Below are 18,459 nucleotides of genomic sequence, written 5' to 3' on the forward strand. Positions count from 1 at the left end.
TGAATAAGGACGGTCAGGTAAAACAATACAAGAAATCTTAATGGACATACAATTTATTGGAGAGAATCTCCTGCCTGGCAAAATCGGCCAATTTTTTATTGTGCTGGCGTTTGCCTCTTCGTTGCTCTCTGCAATTGCATATTTCTTTGCGGTTAAAAACAAGGACCTTCAGGACAAATCTTGGGCCAAAATAGGCCGTATTGCTTTCTTAACCAACTTGGTGAGCATAATCGGCATCGGTTCGATTTTATTCTACCTGATTTTAAATCATTACTACGAGTATAATTACGTTTATCAGCACTCTTCTAAAACCCTGCCGGTTTATTACATCATCTCGGCATTCTGGGAAGGACAGGAGGGCAGTTTCTGGCTTTGGGCTTTTTGGCAGTCTATTTTGGGTGCCATCCTGATTTGGAAGGCCAGAACCTGGGAAAATGGCGTAATGACCGTGGTGGCTTTTTCGCAGGCCTTATTAACATCTATGCTGTTGGGCGTAGAGGTTTTTGGACAACGCTTTGGCAGTTCGCCTTTTATCTTGCTGAGAGAGGCCAAAAACCTGAAGGAATTTGCGCCAATGGTTTTCAACGATCCAGAAAACTATAAAAACTATTTGAAGTTTATCACCGACGGCAACGGCTTAAATCCGTTGTTGCAGAACTATTGGATGGTGATCCACCCGCCAACCTTGTTCTTAGGCTTTGCCAGTATGGTGGTTCCTTTCGCCTATGGCATTGCTGCCCTTTGGCAAAGACGCTATAAAGAATGGGTTAAACCCGTATTGCCATGGACTTTGTTTGCCGTTATGATTTTGGGAACAGGTATCATTATGGGGTCATTCTGGGCTTATGAGGCACTCAATTTTGGTGGTTTTTGGGCTTGGGATCCGGTAGAAAATGCTTCTATCATTCCTTGGCTAACCTTGATTGCAGGCGTGCACGTACTCATTGCCTATAAAAATACCGGACATGCCTTTTTTACGGCCATGGTATTGATTTTGGTGAGTTTCTTGCTGGTGCTCTACGCCTCGTTCTTAACCCGTAGTGGCATTTTGGGCGATACTTCGGTACACTCGTTTACCGATCTGGGCATGTTTGGCCACCTGATTGCCTACAATGTCATTTTCTTGGTTATCGCAGTTTATTTTGTGGTTACCCGCTGGAAAGAATTGCCAATTACGCATAAAGACGAAGAAACCTATTCTCGCGAGTTTTGGATGTTCATCGGTGCATTGGTGCTTACCGTTGCCTGTTTGCAGATTATTTTTACCACCTCAGTACCTGTATTTAACAGGGCTTTCGGAACCAATTTTGCACCGCCTAAAGTTGGAGCTATCCAATATTATAATCAATGGCAGGCACCTTTTGCCGTATTGATTACCCTGATTTCGGGCTTTTCGCAGTTCTTAAAATACAAACGTACCGATCCCCGCAAATTTTACAGTAGTTTAATTTCATCATTTGTATTTTCTTTGGTCATTACCGGAGGCTTTGTGTGGCTAACCCATGTTTATACCAACTTGATGTATGTGTTGCTTACCTTTAGCTGTGTTTTTGCCGTGCTTTCCAATGCCAGGATTTTATCCGGCGCATTTGTAGGCAAAGGCAGCAAGCTTATCGGTTCGGCCATTGCGCATATTGGCTTTGCCATTTTGCTATTGGGTGCGTTGGTGGCCGCGGCTACCAGTAAGCCGATTTCGGTTAATGAAGCTAAGTTTATTCCGGTTAGGGATTTTGAAAAAAACCAGAAGCCAGGTGAAAACATCATGCTGTATAAGAACGAGCCTAAGAAAATGGGCGAATACACCGTTACTTACATCAGCGATACGACCATAGCGCCTAATACCTATTATAGAATTAACTTCAAAAAAATCGACGAAAAAACCGGAAAGGTTAAAGAAGATTTCGATTTGAACCCGAATATCCAAGAGAATGGCAAGATGGGAATGGTTGCTTCGCCAGATACCAAGCATTACCTGACCACCGACATTTATACGCACATTACCAGTGCCGCCGAGAAGAAATCAGAGCATGGCGAACACGAAGGCCATTCTGAAGACGAAAACTACAAGGCGCCCCGCATTGTAACCTTGGGCGTTAACGATACGCTACATATCAATGGTGCTATACTTACCGTAAAACCAATCAACAGTAATCCGGTAGTCAAAGACCTGACCATTGCCCCTGGCGATTTGGCTATTGGCCTGCCTTTAGAAATTAATGTAAGTGGCAAAGTGTATAAAACCGAGCCGTTGTTTATGGTGAAAGGCAACAATACGTTCGATTTTGCCAGAAAAGTAGACGAATTGGGCTTGAGGTTCAGGTTTACCAAAGTATTGCCAGACCAAGGCAAGTTCGAACTGATGGTTTACGAAAAACCGCAACAGGCCAAAGATTGGCTGGTATTCAAATCAATCGAATTCCCTTACATCAATTTGTACTGGGTAGGTACCATCGTCATGGTCATCGGCTTCCTGATTTCTATCTTTAGGAGAAAGAAGGAGCTGAAAGCCAACTAACAACCACCATCATGGGTTTGCAATTGTAGTCATCATGCAGCTCATGATACTTTTTAAAACGAGCTGCATGAAAATTGTAATTATAGGTTCCGGAAATGTTGCTACGCACCTGGCCATCGCTTTAAAAGAGGTCGGCCTGCATGTGGCTCAGGTTTGGTCTTATCATTACACCAATGCCGTTCAATTGGCCCATCTAGTAAATGCGCAACCCATTGCCAAGCTCGACGAAGTTGATCCACAAGCTGCGCTTTGCTTAATCGCTGTTAAAGACGATGCCGTAGCAGGCATTGCCGAGCAGCTGGCCGGTTTTAAGGGACTGGTTGCCCATACCTGCGGAGCGGTGCCGATGGACGTATTCGCCGGCAAATTTTCAAGCTACGGCGTATTTTATCCTTTACAGACCTTCTCAAAAAGCAAGACTTTAAATTTTGCCGATATTCCGTTATGTCTCGAAGCCAATAGCGAAGCTTCGATGCAACTGTTGAAGCAGGTAGCCGTTAAACTGAGCAAGCGTGTATTGGAGGTAGGCAGCGATAAGCGAAAAATCCTGCATTTGGCTGCCGTTTTTGCCTGCAATTTTACCAACCATCTTTATGCCTTGGGCGAACAGCTTTTGGAAGCCAACGGATTGGAGTTTGATATCCTGCGTCCGTTAATTAATGAAACAGCCGCCAAGGTGCAGCATGCTTCGCCTTTGGCCGTACAAACCGGGCCTGCCATCAGAAACGACGAACAGACCTTAAAAGCGCATCAGGAGCTCCTGGTGCAACATCCACATTTGTTAGCAATCTATAGAACATTAAGTGAGAGCATTAAAAAAACAAAATCATAGCGCGATTGCGGTTTCAGCTCCTTACTTTTGCAATTAAATTATGAGTATTTTTAAATTAAAGATAAATTTTGAAGAAGAAGGCAAAGAACCAGTTGAATTGCCTATCGCAACCGGAGAAGACGTTTTAGATGTTGTGCTCGACAATGGAATAGAGCTGCAGCATAACTGCGGCGGCGTTTGTGGCTGCAGCACCTGCCATATCTACGTAAACAAGGGCATGGACAACATCCAGGAAATTTCAGACAAGGAGGAAGACTTTATTGATAGGGCAGTTAGGCCAAAAATTACATCGAGATTGGCTTGCCAATGCGTGGTGATTGACGGCGATCTAGAAATTACCATCCCCGACCAATCAGGATTTTTGGGACACTAAGCGACTAATAATTACAGACTAACGATTGAAGATTTAAGCTTCCAACATTAATATTTACGACTATAACTATGAACAGCGATAAATTTGCATTGCCCATATACTGGAAAGACCACGAAGACATAGCCCAAGAGCTTTATGAGAAATTTGGCGATGAATTTGGCGAAGCCAGGATTTACCGTATCCGTTTTACCGAATTGATCGAATGGGTATTGGAATTGCCCAACTTTAAAGGAACCCGCGAAGAATGCAACGAAGGACATTTGGAGCAGATCCAGTCGGCCTGGGTTTACGAGTGGAGAGATAACCAGTAATTAAATGCTCAGTTACGAGTTTTCAGTTGCAGGTACTTTAAGATATGATGGCCCTTACAACTTATGACCCAAAACTCATAACCTATAACTCACAACCTACAACTCAAATGTTTCTAGAGAACCTTAAAAATATCACCACCTTTGTTTTTGATGTTGATGGCGTTTTGACCGATGGAACCGTAATTGCCACCGAATCGGGTGAGCTTTTGCGTTCTTTTAACATCAAAGATGGCTATGCGCTGCAATTGGCAGCTAAAAAAGGCTATAAGATCTGCATCATCTCTGGAGGCAAAGGTCTGGCTATGCAGCAACGTTTTGAAGGCTTGGGCGTAGCCGAAGTGTTTTTGGGGGTGGGCGACAAGGTAGAAGTATTCCAGAATTACTTAAAGCAGCATTGCATTAAACCCGAACAAGTGCTGTACATGGGCGATGACATGCCCGATCATGAAGTGATGCAGCTGGTGGGCATTGCTACCTGCCCCATAGATGCCGTAGACGAAATCAAACAAATCTCGCATTACATCTCTCCCAAAAAGGGAGGCGAAGCTGCCGTAAGGGATGTTATTGAAAAAGTGCTGAAAGTACAGCACAATTGGCATGGCCCCAAACCTTCGGCTTCCGATTCGAGCAAATAAAATTTTATTTCTTTGTGTTTTAAGGAGTTGAATTTGCAACAATTAAGTTACTGCATTGCGATTAAACTTTGTAATAGATTTATGTTCTAACAAAGCATAAACAACATATGGGCTGATCAATAGCCCCAAAACAATTAAAACAAAAACAAAAACATGAAAAAATTAGTAATGATTTGCGGGTTATTATTCAGTGTAGTAACTTTTGCTCAGGCACAACAAGGCGGAGGACAGGGTGGTCAAAGACGTATGATGGCTACCCCAGAAGACAGGGTAAAACAATTGGACGAGAAAGTTAAATTAACCGACGACCAAAAAACAAAAGCTACTGCTGTTTATACCGAAGCTTTAGAGGCTCAGAAAAAAATGCGCGAAGAAATGCAAGGTGGCGGCGACAGACAAGCCATGATGGAAAAAATGCAAAAAATGACTGCCGAAACCGATACCAAAATCAATGCATTCTTAACCGAAGATCAGAAAAAAGCTTACAAAGCTTGGCAAGACGAAGTTAAAGCAGCCAGAGAGAAAATGATGAAAGAAAGACAGCAAGGTGGTGGCGGTAAATAATTGAACCACAGTATTTACAACAACAAAAGCGGCATAATGGCCGCTTTTGTTGTTTAATGGCCATGTATTTTGCTATTTTAGCGCAAATTTACCGCAGATGTACAAACAGCAGCAAAAGATCATTCTGGCTTCCAAATCGCCACGCAGGCAAGAGCTGATGCACTTGATGGGCCTCGATTTTACCGTAGAACTTAAGGAGGTTGACGAAAGCTATCCAGCCGAGCTAAGTCCGGCCGAAATTGCTGTTTACATTGCTACACAAAAAGCCAATGCCTTTGGTGCGGTGCCCGGCCAGATCGTCGTAACAGCAGATACCATCGTAGCCATTAACGGCGAGATTTTGGGCAAGCCCAAGGATCGTGCACAGGCTCAGGAAATGTTGCAAAAACTGTCTGGTTCAAGACACGAGGTGTATACCGGTGTCAGCATCATCAGCGAAAAGGGCCTGCAGTCTTTTTACGACCTTACCGAAGTTTATTGCCGGCAAAGCACCAGCGAAGAAATCGATTTCTATATCGATAATTTTAAACCCTTCGACAAGGCCGGGAGCTATGGCATCCAAGATTGGTATGGCGTGGCTGTGGTACAACGAATTGAAGGATCATACACTAATGTAATGGGGTTGCCTACAGAGAAACTCTACCGGGAGTTAGCCAAATTGGGAGTTTAGGCAGTAGAGAAACCAGTATTGATCATAGGCAAAAAGCAATGCGATTAAAAAGCACGAGCCTATTAAGGCTATTGATTCGATAAGGAAGCTAAAACGCCCATTTTTAAATCATAGGTTGATAGCTTCAGATTCGCAATGCCTAGCTCGTCTATCACATAATTGGTCAATATACAGGCCATCACGATCATATCTACCCGCAAAGGGATCAGCCCTGGCATATCGGCTCTTTCTTGGTGCGTTGCTCCAATAAGCTGATTCGCAAGCTTACGGTAGGCTTCCAAAGAAATGGTTGCCGTTGCCGTTTGATCGATGTCAATTGCCGGATCGATCATGCCTGCGAAGGTTTCGAAGGCACCTGCCGAACCAATCAGGGTTTGGGGGTTGTGCGCTTGGCAAATGGCTTTCAGCTCCCCAAGTTTATCGGCTAAATGGACTAAAATAAGCTGCTTGTCGTGTTCGTTAATGGGATCTGATTTAAAGAAACGTTGCATGAGGCGGGCGGCGCCAATATTGTAGCTCTTTTTCCAGATGACCTCTTCATTATTGCAGAGGATGAATTCGGTACTGCCACCGCCAATATCCATAACCAACGATTTGCCTGCGATGGCTCCGCTCCACTTTACCCCTTCATAAATGTAGGCGGCTTCCTGTTCACCGTCAATGATTTCGATGTGGATGCCTGCCTTTATTCTGGCTTCGTTTACAAATTCGGCTCCGTTTTGGGCACTGCGGACGCCAGAAGTAGCCACGGCCTTGATCTGGCTTACCTCAAACTGATCGGCTATAGCCTTGAACTCTTTTAAACAGGCAATGCCCCTTTCAAAAGCGGCCGGAATAATCAGGTTGGCTTTGGTAATGTCTTCGCCTAATTTAACAGGCTTATTGGTTTTGAAAACAACTTCCGGTCGGTTGCCGTTGTTCTCGGCAATGATCAAATGGAAGGTGTTTGTACCCAGGTCGATAACGGCTATTTTCATCTACACAGCAATATTGGGCTAATTTAACAATATGTGCCGGCAATTTCGATGGCTAAAGGCATAAAAACAAAGAGCGCCGATTCTTTGAACCGGCGCTCTCTGCAAACCAAACGAATGGGCTTAGTTTCTATAGGTAAACCACTTGAACATTTCCTTAAAGGTGGTTTTTTTGCCATACATTAAAATACCTACGCGATAAATCCGGCTGGCTATCCAAACGGTGCCTATAAATCCTACCACCAAAATAGCCATCGACAGGATAAGCTCCCAATTCGATACGCCATAAGGCATGCGTACTACCATGGCAATAGGCGAGGTAAATGGAATCATCGAAAGCCAGAAAGCCACGTTGCCGTAGGGATCGTTGGTAACTACGCTCAGTGAAAGGGCGTAGCCCAAGAGCAGGGGCAGCATGACGGGCATCATAAACTGCTGGGTTTCGGTTTCGCTGTCTACAGCCGAGCCAATAGCGGCGTAGAGCGCGCTGTAAAACAGGTAGCCTCCCAAAAAGAAGAAAATGAATACCGATACAATCTTGCCAAAATCAAGTCCTGCCAGGCTTTTCTGTACGTCGGCCATTGGCCCTTGTGCGGCCGCCACGCTGGCGGCTTGCGTACCTGTAGAAATCTGGCTATTGCTTTGTGCAGAGGCTGCGATTTTTTTTACATCTTCCTTGTTTACAAAAACGCTTACGGCAATGGTACTGATGGTAAAAGTAAGTACGATCCATAAAACAAACTGCGTAAGGCCTACCAAGGCAATGCCGACAATCTTGCCCATCATGAGCTGAAAAGGCTTAACCGACGAAATCATGACTTCGATAATTCTGCTGGTTTTTTCTTCAATTACGCCACGCATTACCTGCACGCCATAAAGCATAATGAACATGAACATGAGCACGCCGGCAATAAAGGCAATAACCGTGCTCGCGCCGGCGCTTGATTCTTCTTCTTGGCCGGTTTCGGCGATTTTTTTGGTCGAAATATCAACAGAAGTTTTCAGCTGGTCTAAATCGCTTTGCGCAATGCCCGATTCTTTCAGTTTCTGGTTGCGTATCAATTCTTCGATATCGCCCGAAATGCGGTTGCTTAACGATAAACCCGCTTGCTTGGCGCCAAACAGTTCGATGTTCTTTGGCTCTTTTAAGCTAAATTCGGGCAGGTAGAGGATATAGTCGTAGTCTGAGTTTTTGAGCGATTTCTTCATCTGTTCCAGCGACTTGTTCTCGTACACATAGCTAATGTTTTTGTCGCTCGCCAGTTTCTCGGTCAGTGTTTTGTTTTGGCTGATAACGGCAACTTTATCATGTGTATCGCTGATGCCTTTATACGTAAAATAACCGATGAGGCCATAAATGCCTGCAATAAGCAGGGGAGTGAGAAAGGTCATGAGGATGAACGACTTTTTCTTTACCCTCGACAAATATTCTCTGCGTATGATGAGTAGAACCTTATTCATGTGCTTTTCCTTTCACTTTTTCAATAAAAATATCATTCATGGTTGGGATAACCTCATCCAGTCGACTAATGGAAACATGAGGCAACAGGGTAGCCAAAACCTCGTTGGCAGTCCTGTCTTTTTGCAACTGTACCTTGATCAGGGTTTTGTTTTTTACGGTTTCGGTTTGCAGTACCTCGAATATATTCTTGGCATTTGAGGCATCGTAATCGCCTTCGTATTCAACCCAATAAGTATTGTTGCGGTAGCTGCTCTTGATTTCGTCAACCGCGCCGTCCAATATTTTTTGCGAGCGGTGGATCAGTGCAATGTTGTCGCACAGTTCTTCTACGCTTTCCATGCGGTGCGTAGAGAAGATAAAGGTAGCGCCTTGTTTGTTCAGTTCGAGGATTTCGTTTTTGATGATGTCGGCATTTACCGGGTCGAAACCAGAGAAGGGCTCGTCGAGGATAATCAACTCGGGCTGGTGCAATACCGTTGCCACAAATTGCACCTTTTGTTGCATGCCCTTGCTCAAATCTTCCACTTTTTTGTTCCACCAGCTGGCCATATCCAGTTTTTCGAACCAAAATTTGATCCGCTTGGTGGCCTCGGCGGTGCTCAGGCCCTTTAATTTCGAGAGGTACAATACCTGCTCGCCAATCTCCATTTTTTTATAGAGGCCACGTTCTTCGGGCAAATAGCCGATCTGTGCAATATGGTCGGCATTTAAACGCTGGCCATTAAAAAGCACTTCGCCACTGTCTGGCGCGGTTATTTGGGTAATAATCCTGATGAGTGATGTTTTTCCTGCACCATTAGGGCCTAGCAGACCAAATATTTTGCCCCGTTCTATTTCAAGGCTTACATGGTCTAGGGCGCGGTGCGTGGCATATTGTTTAACAATATTTTTTACGCTTAGCATTTTCGATGTTTAGTTTTTAGTAAATATAAGATGAAGAATGCCAAGAAATGTTACGAGCTGAAGAAAATCAGCTAAGAAATAGCTAAAGTTGGCAATGAATGGGTTAGCTTTTGCAATTGCTTGGCATTGGTTAAGGCCCCGTTGCCCCAGGTATTGTTAAAATAGATAAATGCCCGTTCGGTTGTTGGCGGCATTTGTTCAACCAGCTTTTCGATTGCCGTTAGGGGATAGGTTGATTTGTATAATATGGGCTTGCCATGAAAACGGTAGTAAAGGATCGCATTGTTTTTGACCAGCTCTTCGGGAAGTTGGCTGGGGTAGCTCTGTCCGCTAAAAATAATCGATCTGCTGGCCAATTGCTCATACACGGTGGCTTGCCACCAAGAGGCATGCCTAAATTCGACTACGTTGGTAAAAGCGGGGTGCAGCAGCTCGAGCAAAAGCAACAAACGCTGTTCGGTAAAATCGAATTTTGGAGGAAATTGAAAAAGCACGCAACCCAGTTTTTCTTTTAGGCCTTGATGTACGGCTTCGTAAAAATCGTTTAATAGCGATTGGCAGTCGTTTAATTGTTTATAGTGCGTAATTAAGCGAGGCGCTTTAATGGTAAACAGGAAATCGGGTGGACTTTCAACATACCATTTGGCAAAGGCATGGGCGGTAGGCATTCTGTAAAAAGTAGAATTGATTTCTATGGTGTTGAAATGCCTACCATAAAAAGGAAACCAATTTTTTTGCGCCAAGCCTTTGGTGTAGAAAATTTCTTTCCACTCCTTGTAGTAAAAACCCGAACAGCCAATGCGCCAATCCATACCATTTAAACAGCTCACGGCGCAGAAAGTTCGGTTGGTGGCTTAGCTACTTTTTAGAATTTTGGTTTTTTCTTCGTCAAACTCGGCCTGCGACAAGATGCCGGCATCTAATAATTCCTTCAAATTAAGCAAAGCTTGTTTCTTTGCCCCCATCGTGGCCAGATCGGCAAGAGGCACTGGTGGCGTAAAACTGTTGCTTATGTTGTTGCTTGCATGGGCTGGCCCGAATTTGATGAGCAATTCGGTAATCTCGTTCAGGCCTTTGATGTTCGAATAATCAATGGCTTTTTGCTCTTTCACGTTAATGAGCGAAGCATCGGCATTGTTCTCGAGCAGGTATTTTACAATATCTTTTTTGCCATTCGCCGCGGCATAGTGCAAAGCGGTGTTGCCGCTTTCGTCTTGTGCATTGATATCGGCCTGTTGGTTTAGCAATAGCTTAACCATACTGAGGTGTCCGTTTTTTGAAGCCACGTGCAATAGTCTTTCGCCGCCATAGCTGTAATCGAACACAAAATTGTTGGCGGCCGAAAGGTTGCTGGCCGTTTCTACCCAACTGAGATAAGTACCCATGCCACTGTCGGCTCCGGTTAATGGTTTGGCATAATTGACGTCTATGCCATGGTTCAAGAACAGCTCTACCACATCCTTTTGGTTATGGGCACAGGCGTACCAAATAGGCGAGAGGCCATCTTTTGCAGCAGTAAATACATCGGCACCATGGTCTACCAGTAGTTTGGTCAGCATGCGGTTCATGTCGTAGCAGGCAATGAGCAGGGCCGATACACCCGCATGGTTTACCTGGTTTACCTCGGCTCCATTGTTGAGCAACAACTCCACCAACGGCATGTTTTTCGCTTTAACGGCGTATAGCAAAGGCGAATTGCCCTGTTGGTTGGTTGCGTTTACATTGGCACCGTTGTGCAGCAACAGTTCTACAATTGGCTTGTTGCGCCAATTGGTGGCAATCATTAAAGGCGTTTCGGCGTCGTTGTTTTCGGCATTGCCATCTAAACCAGCTTCTAAAAGCTTTTCGAAGATTTCTATTTGTCCGGTTTGGGCGGTAAGATGCAACAGGCTATTGCCGTTGTAATCTTTAATATCGGTTTTGGCGCCTTGGGCCAACAAATGCAGGGCGGTTTGTTTTTGCTTTTGCAGACAGGCAAAATAAAATGGTGTTTCGCCGGCATGGTCTTCATAATCGAGGTCGGCACCAGCGGCAATCAATGCTTTAACGAGGTCTAAAAAACCGTGATGGGCGGCATAATGCAAGCCGGTTCTGCCTTTTTCATCGGTATAGGCAACCTCTACTTCGTTGTTAGCCAATAAAAGCTCGGCTATTTTTCTTTTTCCTCCCTCGCAAGCGAGAATAAATGACATTGACATGGGGTCAAAAATTAAATGGTTAACTTCATGAGTAACTCAACAGTCTTTATTTTAAGGTTATCGTCGGTAGCCAGCATGAGCGCCGTTTGGTCTTTGTTGTTGGTCAAACTTGCATCTGCACCATGCTCGAGCAATAGTTTAGCTTTTCTGTAGGTGTCTTTTGCCTTTTCCGTTTCATAATTAACGTTATAGGCGCAGACCTTGTGCAGCAAAGTATTGCCGTTTTCGTCTTGCCGGTTTACCTGCAGGGCGCCACTGTTGAGCACGGTTTGCAGCAGTTCTGTGCTTTTTGCGGCAAGCAGGTCTGCTGGGCTGGTTTCCGAACCATAATAAATACTGTTTTGGTATAAGTCTGCTCCATCGGCAATGAGTTGGGCCAATAGTTCAGTCTCTTTTGTGGAGGGATGATTAAGCATATTGATGTACTCGAACAAAAGCGATACCCCTTTTTTATTCAGGATGTCGAATTGCGGCATCCCGTAGTTGCGCAGCTTTTGGTAAAGCTCGAGGTTAAACTGTTGCGCTACGGCATAATAAAAAGAGCTGTTGCCGTCTTTGTCGAGCTGGTTTACATCGGCACCGTTTGCTAGCAACAAATCGATGTACTGCGGTCGGTTAAACTCGATAGCAGTAATAAGCGGTGTTTTTTGTACGATGTTCGGCGCATCTACATCTACGCCCTCGGCTATTAAAAGCTCGAGGTAGGCCAAAGAAAGCGCTGGATTTGTGGCGTACGTTTTTACGACCTGATGAATGAAGTTTTCTGTGGCGTTATTCTTGAAATTGATATCAGCTCCAGTGGCCAAAAGCACCTTTATTTTGGCAATGGAAGCCCTGTTTTCGAAGAAATAGCCCAACAGGGTTTGAGCTTCTATCTCGTCGTTAAGGTTATCGAGTTGCGTGCAAAACACTTCAAAAAATGCCATCGAAGCTTCATCATCAGGCAGGTAGCGTACCATGCTTTCAAAAATACTCCGGTTAAAGCTGCTGTACTCGTAAATGTCTTTTTCCAGGGTATTGTCTTTAACCAGGCAAAGCAAAATGTCAAACTGCCTGTCGCTCAGCAACTGATCGATGAGTTGTTGTTTCTGGAAATCCTGTAACGTGTTGGACAGTTTTTCGCCATTGGCCAAAGCCGCTAATGCTTCGCTATAGTTTGCCGATTGGAGTTGTTCCTGTAACATAGGTAGTATTGATCTGGTTAGCCTAATTCAATATCTATACCAAGATTTTAAGCTATTAGCGATTTTCGGTCGTTTTCCAGTGGCACAAAGCAAAAAATCCCCTTTATGGTTAAATAAAGAGGATTGAGGGAGTTATATATAATCGATTAGTTACCTACGCGTCCTTCTTCTTCGCTGGTTCCGGTTTTACGGCTGCGGGCTGTTTTGATCTTCATATTGCCAAATTTGTAGCTGAAATTCAATGATAATTTGCGGTTTTCCCATTCGTTTTGCCAATAGGTGTTTACATTGTTGTACTGTAGCAAAGCCCTGAATTTTCCGGTGGCGAAAACATCGTTTAGCTTGAGCGAAAGTGTAGCGTTTTTTCGCCAAAAAGTTTTCTTTACCCCCACGTTAATCGCATAAGCTTCGAGGTTGCGGAAAAGACCAGACACCGATGGCGATTGGTAATAGGCATAAATGCCGATCACATAGTCTTTGGGCAGGGTAAAGTTGTTGTCTGAACTTACCGCCCAGCTCCATTTCGCAGCGTCAAAGCCCGTACCTTGTACCTGCGAGGTCGTTTTGTCAAACGAAGCCGAAATTTCGGTATTGTTGTTCCACCACTTCACCACATCAAAAGGCGAGCCGGTTGCAAAGTACCAACTGGTTTGGTTGTTCAGGTTTTCGCCACGGGTAATGCTTTCTTTTGTAGTGCTGTTCTGATAGATCACTTCAGAAACCGCACCTTTGGTAGTGGCATAGCTCACGGTGAGCAGGCGCATGTTTTTAAAGCTGTAATTGAATTCGAAATTGTTCGAATAAGAAGGCTGCAGCAACGGATTGCCTTGCAAGGCCGTGTAAGGATCAGAATAAAAGGTAAAAGGATTAAGGCTGTTGTATGACGGGCGATTGATGCTTTTGCGATACGACAGTACAAGCTGGTTGTTTTCGGTGGCTTTGATCGAAGCCGCTACGTTGGGGAATAATTTCCAATATTTGCGATCGATGAGGACATTTGTGCCCGTAGAAACTCCATCACCCAAAGTCTGTTCTACCCTAAACCCTACTTTAAGGTCTATTTTACTGAACGATTGGTTGAGCGAAACATAGGCCGCATTGATATTTTCTTTGTATTGGAAAAGATTGGTGCGCTTTGGGTCGTTGATCCACCCGGCTGTTTTAAGCGAATCGAAGCGCACATTGCTGCTGGCATCAACCCAGCTGCTTTTCCATCCAGCCTCCATTTTCAGGGTTTTGTTAAATGGATGAACATAATCCATTTTTAAGGCATAGATCGAGATGTCGCCATCGCTGGCGTTGCGCAAATTGATGGGTACGCCTATGAGCTGGTCGGTGGCGTTGTAGTAACTGTTTTGAAAACTTTGGGCCTGGTTGCTGTTGTAATGCACGTAGTCGGCATCAAAACCCAATTCCTTTCCCACGGTGTCTATTTTAAAACGGTAATTGAAATTGAGGGCATAATTGCCGGTTTTGTTCTTTTGCGGACTGTGCATGGCCACCGAACCTAACTTAACACCTTGGGCATTGTAGTTGGGCGAATTGCTGGTAACGTCGGTTTCGTCTGGCGAGCTGAAGCCTTTAAACATGACACCAACCGTATGCTTATCGTTAATAAAGTAATCGGTACCGGCCGCGTAGTTTCTGCTGTCGGTTATCGGGTGCCAGTAATTTACCTGGTTATATTGCTCGTTGCCAATGGTACGGTTAAGGGTCAGGCGGTTAAACGAGTTGTATCGACCTGCGTTAAAGCGGGCATAGCTGCTTATTTTTCCGATGTTGTAGTTGAGGTTGAGGCCTCCGTTTATTTTTTCGTATTTGCCGTAGCCACCACCCAACGACAAGCTTCCGTTCATGCCCTGCATCCTGTTTCTTTTCAGTTTAATGTTGATGAAACCACCTGTGCCGGCCGCATCAAAAGAAGCTGGAGGATTAGAAATAAGCTCTATCTTGCTGATGACTTCGCCGGGCAGCGATTTGAGGTAGGTATTCAGTTCGCTGCCGCTCATATAGCTTAGCTTGCCATCAATCATAACAGTTACGTTTTGTTTGCCCTTTAAAATGAGGTTTTCATCTTTGTCGAGCTTAATGCCTGGGGCACGGCTCAGTACTTCGAGGGCATTGTCGCCAGCGGTATTCATCTTTTCGACGTTTACAATGGTTCGGTCGGCTTTTTGGTCGATAACCGGCATTTTCGATACGATGTTAATTTCCTTAAGGTTTTGTGTACGGTGGGCCAGTAGGATGTTGGGCAGTTTGACATCGGCATCTTTTACTTCAAAAACAGCCGAAGAAGTTTTGTCAAAGCCCATCATCAAAGCTTTCACCACATAACTTCCCGGTTTAACCGATTTAAACTCATATGCACCTTGCGGGTTGGTGGCCTGAAGCAGGGCAACCGAATCGGGCAGGTGGATCAGCGTAACCGAAGCATAATCCAAAGCCTGCTTTTTGCTTTGGTCTAACACGGTGCCGCTTACTTTAAAGGTTTGTGCCTTGGCCTGGTTAAAGGCGAAGAATATGGATAATGCGAGGATTGATTTAAGAAATGTACTCATGATGTTGAAATTGCGTGTCTTTTTTGTTGTCCAAAGGTTGATAAAACTGCCTTTATGCTCAATTAAATGATACGAACCCCTTAAAATATTATCCCAACCCGATTTTTCGCCATTCAGCGGGTTTGTCCTTAAAAAGCAGGTGTTGGGATAATTTATAGCCAGATTGGCATAAGAAACTATGGCGTTGGCAAAGCTTTTTATAGTTTTATTGCATGAAAAGAACCCAAATGATCCTGATCCATATCGGTTGTTGGCTATTGGTACTGATTTACCGCTATGGAGCTTATCTTTTAAAAATCAACAGTTTTTACGATGCGGCCTTCGATGTTTCGATGACGATTTTACAGCTCGTAGAATTTTACATCTGTTTTCTGTGGGTTTACCCGCGTTTTTTAAAGCAAGGAAAAACAGTGCAGCTTATTGGTGGCATTCTGTTGTCGATGGGCGTATTTATAGGAGGCAGGTATTTGATAGAAGAAATCATCTACCTGCATTTTTTTGGCTTCCATAACTATGCCGATGGCGTTACCTTTTCTTATTACATCCTTGATAATATCTACTATAGCATTTCCTATGTTTTTATTGCCCTCGGCATTTATTCGGTACAGGAAAATTACAAAGGACAACTTACCCAGCGTAAGCTGAAAGACGAAGTGGTCAAAGCCGAATTGGCCTTTCTCAAATCGCAGATCAATCCGCATTTTCTGTATAATTCGCTCAATTATGTTTACTCGTTGGCCATTCCAGTTTCAGAAAAGCTGGCCGATGCCATTTTACGCCTTTCTGATTTGATGCGCTATACTTTGAACGATAGTGCCGACGGAAAAGTAAAGCTGGGCAAGGAGGTTGAGTATCTCGAAAGCTATATCGCCTTGTTCAAGATGCGTTTTGAACCCCGGTTTTATGTCGATTTTAAAACCGAAGGGCTCGACGACGAGCAGCAGATTGCTTCGCTTGTGCTGATTCCTTTTGTCGAAAATGCCTTTAAGCATGGCGTGGTCAACGATGAAAAGCATCCGGTGCGCATTGTTTTGAAAGTACAGCCAAACAGAAGGCTTGTTTTTGAAGTGAGCAACAAGATTAACCATAGCCAAAAAGACCACTCGAGCGGCGTGGGCTTGGTTAACGTGTATCGCAGGCTAGACCTCATCTACCCAGACCGGCACGAACTGTTGGTTTCTAATAATGGCAATACCTATAAAAGTACACTGATTATTAATTTATAAATCTGATGAAATTCCCTATTCCACGACAGACCCATTGGATTGGTTTAGCCGCTTTAATCCTCTGTGTTTGGTATGGCTGTGCGCCCATGCGGGCTGCGCGTTGGCGCGAACCCGATCTTAACGACAGTTCAAAATTTAAGTACGCCAGGCTGCAAGCGAACCAAACGCCGTTCAGGTTTGTGCCGGCCGTTGGACAGCCTCGTTATGCCAAAATGAAGAAGTACCTGGACAGCGCCTTGCAGCAAACCAATACCCATGCTTTTTTGGTCATCAAAAACGACAGCATCATTTATGAGAACTTTGCCCAAAACGTTAACTACGGTACTTTGCATCCCAGTTTTTCGGTTGCCAAATCCTATATCGGCACGCTAATCGGCATGGCTATCGACAATGGGATAATCGCATCGACTAATGATTTGGTGATCAAATACATGCCCGAACTCGAAAAGAACGATAGGCGTTTCCGCAAACTCACCATTCAGCACGTGTTAGACATGCAAAGTGGTTTTGATTTCGACGAAGACAGTACAAGCCCTTTTGGCAGCATCGCGAAGCTCTACTATGGCAATTCGCTCAAAAACCAGGTGGCCCAACTCAAAATGAAAAAAGAACCGGGACAATCTTTCGAATACCAAAGCATCAATACCCAGCTATTGGCTGCTTTGTTAGAACGTGCCAGTGGCGAAAAGATAGAAAGTTTAATGGCCAAATACCTGTGGCAGCCTTTGGGGGCAGAGTCTGATGCCATTTGGAGCCTCGATGGTCGTAAAACCGTTAAAGCATTCTGCTGCCTCAATGCTACCGCTACCGATTTTGCAAAATTGGGCAGGCTTTACCTCAAAAAAGGAAATTGGGAAGGAACACAAATCGTTTCGAACCGTTGGATAAATGGTACGGTTAATCCGGATTCTTTGGGCAAAAGAGGCTACAAAAATCAATGGTGGGCCTGTAGCAACATCAGCTATTTCAAGGATTCGCTCAGCGCCAGTCAAAAGTTGGCCAAGCTGAATTTGAAAGTACCGATCAAGAAAATGAAAAATGGCACCTATTATTTTCAGACCAAGTCTAACGATTATAGAGCCGAAGGAATTTTAGGCCAGATTGTGTACGTAAATCCTGATAATAATGTTATTATTGTCAGGCTGGGAAATTACCCTAACAAGAACCTCTATTTTAATGGTTTCATTCCTGCTGTGGGCAGGGAAATTAACTAAAGACAATTGCCATGATCCGTTGCCTCGCTGTTGACGACGAAGCTTATGCTTCAGAAATTATTGCTGCCTACATTAAAAAGACACCTTTTTTAGCGCTTTTGGGTACTACGACCAATGCCTTTGAAGCATTGAACTTGGTTCAGGAAGGCAAGGTTGACCTTATTTTTTTGGATATCCAGATGCCCGAGCTCACCGGTATTCAGTTTTTGAAGATCTGTGGAGGCAAATGCAAAGTGATTTTGACCACTGCCTATCCAGAATATGCCTTGGAAGGTTTTGAATTGGATGTGGTGGATTATTTGTTAAAACCAGTCTCTTACGAGCGTTTTTACAAAGCGGCTTTAAAGGTACAGCAATTGCTGAGTCCTCCTGCGGCAGCGCCAGTTCAGCCAGAGGTACCTGCACCGGCCAATACCACAGATTTCATCTTTATTAAGGGCGATACCAAAAACAAGTTCATCAAAATCAAATACAGCGATATTCTCTACATCGAAGGACTGAAAAATTATGTGTCTATTTTTACGGGAGAGCAACGCCTCATTACCTACCAAACCCTGCGCGAACTCGAAAACATATTGCCCAAACAGTCTTTTTACCGCATCCATAAATCTTATATCGTAGGGGCTGGTCATATTAAAATGATAGATGGGAATACGGTTTTTATCAAAGACCAGGCTTTGCCCATAGGCGAAACCTATCGCGACGACTTTTTTAAGATGATCAGAGAAAACAACTGATTTGATCAGATTGCCACAGTTTTTTTACAAGATTTGAGCACACAAACGTTTGTGTGAAATGGATTTTCGAATTTCGCTTTAAAATAGGGTTATTTGTTATAGA

General features: G+C 44.2%; 17 protein-coding genes. 10 read left to right on the forward strand and 7 right to left on the reverse strand.

All coding sequences use genetic code 11. The features are described from left to right. Positions 1-40 precede the first annotated feature (40 nt). From JHD69_RS03215 to JHD69_RS03245, 7 genes are all read left to right on the forward strand, one after another. A complete protein-coding gene (locus JHD69_RS03215; protein ID WP_199137364.1) occupies positions 41-2,515 on the forward strand; it encodes a heme lyase CcmF/NrfE family subunit in 2,475 nt (824 codons plus the stop codon). A gap of 67 nt (positions 2,516-2,582) precedes the next feature. Further along, on the forward strand, positions 2,583-3,347 hold the full coding sequence (locus JHD69_RS03220; RefSeq protein ID WP_199137366.1) for a Rossmann-like and DUF2520 domain-containing protein: 765 nt from the start codon (positions 2,583-2,585) through the stop codon (positions 3,345-3,347). 40 nt (positions 3,348-3,387) lie between these two features. Then, complete coding sequence (locus JHD69_RS03225) at positions 3,388-3,720, forward strand: 2Fe-2S iron-sulfur cluster-binding protein (protein ID WP_199137368.1); 333 nt, start codon at positions 3,388-3,390, stop codon at positions 3,718-3,720. A 68-nt stretch (positions 3,721-3,788) separates the two neighbouring features. After that, positions 3,789-4,031: a Fe-S cluster assembly protein IscX gene (gene iscX / locus JHD69_RS03230; protein WP_199137370.1), complete on the forward strand. Its 243-nt coding sequence runs from the start codon at positions 3,789-3,791 to the stop codon at positions 4,029-4,031. 107 nt (positions 4,032-4,138) lie between these two features. After that, the gene (locus tag JHD69_RS03235) at positions 4,139-4,666 is read left to right on the forward strand and encodes a KdsC family phosphatase (RefSeq protein WP_199137372.1); all 528 of its coding nucleotides are present in this window, start codon (positions 4,139-4,141) and stop codon (positions 4,664-4,666) included. A gap of 153 nt (positions 4,667-4,819) precedes the next feature. Then, positions 4,820-5,230: a hypothetical protein gene (locus JHD69_RS03240; RefSeq protein ID WP_199137374.1), complete on the forward strand. Its 411-nt coding sequence runs from the start codon at positions 4,820-4,822 to the stop codon at positions 5,228-5,230. Between the two features lie 97 nt (positions 5,231-5,327). Beyond that, the gene (locus JHD69_RS03245) at positions 5,328-5,900 is read left to right on the forward strand and encodes a Maf family protein (RefSeq protein ID WP_199137376.1); all 573 of its coding nucleotides are present in this window, start codon (positions 5,328-5,330) and stop codon (positions 5,898-5,900) included. Between the two features lie 68 nt (positions 5,901-5,968). Here JHD69_RS03245 and JHD69_RS03250 read toward each other — a convergent pair whose 3' ends face one another. The 7 genes from JHD69_RS03250 to JHD69_RS03280 all read right to left on the reverse strand — a co-directional run bounded on the left by JHD69_RS03250 (position 5,969) and on the right by JHD69_RS03280 (position 15,179). After that, complete coding sequence (locus JHD69_RS03250) at positions 5,969-6,877, reverse strand: Ppx/GppA phosphatase family protein (RefSeq protein WP_199137378.1); 909 nt, start codon at positions 6,875-6,877, stop codon at positions 5,969-5,971. Positions 6,878-6,997: 120 nt separating this feature from the next. Further along, positions 6,998-8,335 (reverse strand): ABC transporter permease, encoded by a 1,338-nt coding sequence (locus JHD69_RS03255; RefSeq protein ID WP_199137380.1) that lies wholly within the window; start codon positions 8,333-8,335, stop codon positions 6,998-7,000. Then, positions 8,328-9,239 carry an ABC transporter ATP-binding protein gene (locus tag JHD69_RS03260; RefSeq protein ID WP_199137382.1) on the reverse strand — a complete coding sequence of 304 codons (912 nt, stop codon included), beginning with the start codon at positions 9,237-9,239 and terminating at the stop codon, positions 8,328-8,330. Before JHD69_RS03260 ends, JHD69_RS03255 begins: the two co-directional genes overlap by 8 nt. A gap of 71 nt (positions 9,240-9,310) precedes the next feature. Continuing rightward, positions 9,311-10,069, reverse strand: a complete 759-nt coding sequence (locus tag JHD69_RS03265; RefSeq protein WP_199137384.1) for a DUF72 domain-containing protein — start codon at positions 10,067-10,069, stop codon at positions 9,311-9,313. A gap of 24 nt (positions 10,070-10,093) precedes the next feature. Then, positions 10,094-11,431 (reverse strand): ankyrin repeat domain-containing protein, encoded by a 1,338-nt coding sequence (locus JHD69_RS03270; protein ID WP_233165662.1) that lies wholly within the window; start codon positions 11,429-11,431, stop codon positions 10,094-10,096. Between the two features lie 17 nt (positions 11,432-11,448). Beyond that, on the reverse strand, positions 11,449-12,621 hold the full coding sequence (locus JHD69_RS03275; RefSeq protein WP_199137388.1) for an ankyrin repeat domain-containing protein: 1,173 nt from the start codon (positions 12,619-12,621) through the stop codon (positions 11,449-11,451). Between the two features lie 146 nt (positions 12,622-12,767). After that, positions 12,768-15,179: an outer membrane beta-barrel family protein gene (locus JHD69_RS03280; protein WP_199137390.1), complete on the reverse strand. Its 2,412-nt coding sequence runs from the start codon at positions 15,177-15,179 to the stop codon at positions 12,768-12,770. Positions 15,180-15,391: 212 nt separating this feature from the next. Between JHD69_RS03280 and JHD69_RS03285 the strand changes: the two genes are divergently transcribed. Genes JHD69_RS03285 through JHD69_RS03295 form a run of 3 tightly spaced genes read left to right on the forward strand, consistent with a single transcriptional unit; the run spans position 15,392 to position 18,356 of the window. Next, the gene (locus JHD69_RS03285; RefSeq protein WP_199137392.1) at positions 15,392-16,405 is read left to right on the forward strand and encodes a sensor histidine kinase; all 1,014 of its coding nucleotides are present in this window, start codon (positions 15,392-15,394) and stop codon (positions 16,403-16,405) included. 5 nt (positions 16,406-16,410) lie between these two features. After that, positions 16,411-17,619 carry a serine hydrolase domain-containing protein gene (locus JHD69_RS03290; protein ID WP_199137394.1) on the forward strand — a complete coding sequence of 403 codons (1,209 nt, stop codon included), beginning with the start codon at positions 16,411-16,413 and terminating at the stop codon, positions 17,617-17,619. Between the two features lie 11 nt (positions 17,620-17,630). Further along, positions 17,631-18,356: a LytR/AlgR family response regulator transcription factor gene (locus JHD69_RS03295; protein WP_199137396.1), complete on the forward strand. Its 726-nt coding sequence runs from the start codon at positions 17,631-17,633 to the stop codon at positions 18,354-18,356. Positions 18,357-18,459 lie beyond the last annotated feature (103 nt).

It is taken from the genome of Pedobacter sp. ASV12, from assembly GCF_016429155.1.
In the GTDB taxonomy this organism is placed as follows: domain Bacteria; phylum Bacteroidota; class Bacteroidia; order Sphingobacteriales; family Sphingobacteriaceae; genus Pedobacter.